Origin of the sequence: Methanocalculus sp., from assembly GCF_030651615.1 — an archaeon.
Classification (GTDB): Archaea; Halobacteriota; Methanomicrobia; order Methanomicrobiales; family Methanocorpusculaceae; genus Methanocalculus.
The window spans coordinates 1-2,545 of record NZ_JAUSCG010000018.1 but is presented as its reverse complement, the minus strand read 5'-3'; the positions used below and the strand labels follow the sequence as shown (position 1 = coordinate 2,545).

4 protein-coding genes are annotated in these 2,545 nt (G+C 47.6%); 1 reads left to right on the top strand and 3 read right to left on the bottom strand.

The window, feature by feature from the left end; genetic code table 11:
* The 3 genes from Q7V06_RS00655 to Q7V06_RS00645 all read right to left on the bottom strand — a co-directional run.
* Positions 1–890, bottom strand: an 890-nt coding sequence (locus tag Q7V06_RS00655) for a putative sulfate/molybdate transporter (protein ID WP_304836550.1), incomplete at its 3' end; no start/stop codon positions are given.
* Between the two features lie 69 nt (positions 891–959).
* A complete protein-coding gene (locus Q7V06_RS00650; RefSeq protein WP_304836546.1) occupies positions 960–1,316 on the bottom strand; it encodes a hypothetical protein in 357 nt (118 codons plus the stop codon).
* A 45-nt stretch (positions 1,317–1,361) separates the two neighbouring features.
* Positions 1,362–1,592, bottom strand: a complete 231-nt coding sequence (locus Q7V06_RS00645; RefSeq protein WP_304836542.1) for a hypothetical protein — start codon at positions 1,590–1,592, stop codon at positions 1,362–1,364.
* 222 nt (positions 1,593–1,814) lie between these two features.
* Between Q7V06_RS00645 and Q7V06_RS00640 the strand changes: the two genes are divergently transcribed.
* Positions 1,815–2,513 (top strand): ABC transporter substrate-binding protein, encoded by a 699-nt coding sequence (locus Q7V06_RS00640; protein ID WP_304836537.1) that lies wholly within the window; start codon positions 1,815–1,817, stop codon positions 2,511–2,513.
* Positions 2,514–2,545: the final 32 nt, after the last annotated feature.

Sequence of the window (2,545 nt, the reverse complement as noted above, 5' to 3'; positions counted from 1 at the left end):
ATGATAAGGACCCCTGCGATGATATTTGCCCCTCCTGTCCTTGCACCGAACCGGTACTGGGCGGCAAGCCCGCCTGCTCCATGGCACATGGGAAATGCTCCGAATGGGCATGAGAGAATGTTCATGATGCCGATCGTCTTTGAGAGTCGATCCGGCTCCACCTCACGCTTGAAGAGGTCAAGAGTGAGTAAAGAAGTGGCGAGGATCGCATTTCCAAGTGTCAGTGGAATCTGAGGAATAACCAGATGGACTGTTGCAAAGAGCCAGTCTCCGGATAATGGGATGATCAGTTCCGGCAGCGGGATCATTCGGAATGGCGGCAACCCCGTGAGATATATCCCGGCAGCAAGCCCTATTCCAATCACCAGAAGTGATGAGAGGTCCGGGATCTTTTTGTGGTTTGAGGCGAAGAAGAAGATGATAATGATACCAACAGCCAGTGCGGCGAAGAACGGATCGAGGATGATATAGCCAAGTGATGTCTTAAGAAGTATCAGGGCTAGGCCGACCTGAATGCCCCGGATGACACTCTCCGGAATGATCTTTCGAAGCCTCTCCATTCCTTTTGCATACCCGATGATCAGGAATAGAAGACCGATTATGATCCCTGAAGCTGCGATCTCACCTGCAGTGAGACCTTCTGCAATGGCAATAGCACCTATTGCCTTCATTGGCTCAATCGGGATGGGGAGACGGTAATAGAACCCAGAAATAATGAACCAGAGGGCGACTCCGAGGAAGGCGAAGCTGATATTCATCCCGGTTGCAATCCCTACACCGAGGATGATCGGAAATATCGTCCCGAAATCCCCAACCGATCCTGATAGCTCGCGCAGGGAGAACCGGATGCGATCATCTCCTCCCTTCTCACGAGACGCTCTGGAATCCACGATTCTTTTAACCTCAATTGAGGATAGGTTATCTCAAAGGATAAAGAAATCGGGGGATCGATGACCTGATCAGCTCTCCTCTCTCCGATCCAGAGCAGATTGGATGACTTCAAGGAGCCCTTCTGGCAGTATCGTTCTCAATGTATCAGGATAGTGACCTTCAATCAGAGTAATGATCGCCTCTGTTCCTGTCTGAGTGGTAGATATCCCCACACGTTCGGCTCTCCTGATAAGACCATCCTTTTCCATTGCAGCAAATCGTGGAAGGACATAATAATGGGGTATTCCCAGATAGTCTGCAAGGCGTCGTGTTGTTGGGAGGGAGATTGAGATCTCCCTCCGGGAAAAAGTCATTGATATGCGGCCATCTTCAAGGATGATTCTGATGGCCGCCTCCAGAATCTCATGATGATCATCTGATATCATAAGATTTTGAACCTCTGAAATGGTAGATAGTGTCTGGATACCAGATTAATTCCCTTCCTTCTTTCTACCATGCTTCTCTTCAGGTATCTCTTCAAGGTAGATGATAACCGCACCCGTGTCGGCTGCGATCTGCTCAAGTTCGGTCTTTCGGAAATGTGTTCCTTCAACCTTCACCTGTTTTGTATCACCTGCATCAGTGACAACTGCAACGACCCTGAAGCGGGGCTGTTTCACACCGGTACCTACCTTCTGGCGCTCACGTACATAGATCTTCATCGTCTTTCACCTCATATTCAGTTGGTATATCAGTTGATATATCTTTATTGTATATATAACTATGTATCATCACAGTCTCCATCTGGTGTTGGTCCGATGGATATTCATTCTGATTGTGCATTAAGTTCATTAAACATATTAAATCTGTTTAATCAACATCATCTATTTCATGTATCACTGCACATAGAACTATCGGTACTTAATGTATTCGGAGAAGAGACAATGACCATATATCTTGGTATTGATGATACAGACACTCCTGAATCACGTGGCACAGGCCGGCTTGCCCGTTTCATTGCAGAAGAACTCTCTTCGGAGTTTGAGATACTCGGTGTGACACGGCATCAGCTTCATGTCAATGATGCAATACCTTACACATCACATAACAGTGCTGCTGTCATTCATATTTATGGAGAGGGGAATGGTTCTCTCCAGGTGATCATCGATTCTGCGAAGGAGATGATGATCGCTGACTTCATCGAAGGGAGTGATCCCGGTATCTGTATTGCAACAGCAGAACAGATCTCAGCTCCTCTGCTTCGATTTGGAATGAGTGCAAAGACGACGGTTGTCAATCAGGATATTGCCCGCCATCATGCCAAAATGGATAACATTCTTCTTGAAGGGCTTGGGGGGACAAATGATGGTATCATCGGTGCACTTGCAGGTGTTGGTCTTGCGGCATCCGGTTCCGATGGCAGATTTGTTATGCGAGGGAGTACCCGAATGATGACCGGGTGCCGGAGTGTTGATGAACTTCTAGCTTCAGGGATTGATCAGGTCATGACCCAGGATCGACAACCTGTCAAAGACGGAGATGTCCGGATCAGCAAATTTCCAAAACCCGCTCTCCTCGGAGGTCGGGCGGTTCTGTTTGTATCTGGCTTAGATGGTCACTATACGGATCTTGTGATTGGATGATACTATTCCATCCATCTCATATAGACTGCAAT

Coding starts and splice junctions, on each gene's coding strand:
- Q7V06_RS00645 (WP_304836542.1), bottom strand. CDS start 1,592: ATGAAGATCTATGTACGTGAGCGCCAGAAGGTAGGTACCGGTGTGAAA.
- Q7V06_RS00640 (WP_304836537.1), top strand. CDS start 1,815: ATGACCATATATCTTGGTATTGATGATACAGACACTCCTGAATCACGT.
- Q7V06_RS00650 (WP_304836546.1), bottom strand. CDS start 1,316: ATGATATCAGATGATCATCATGAGATTCTGGAGGCGGCCATCAGAATC.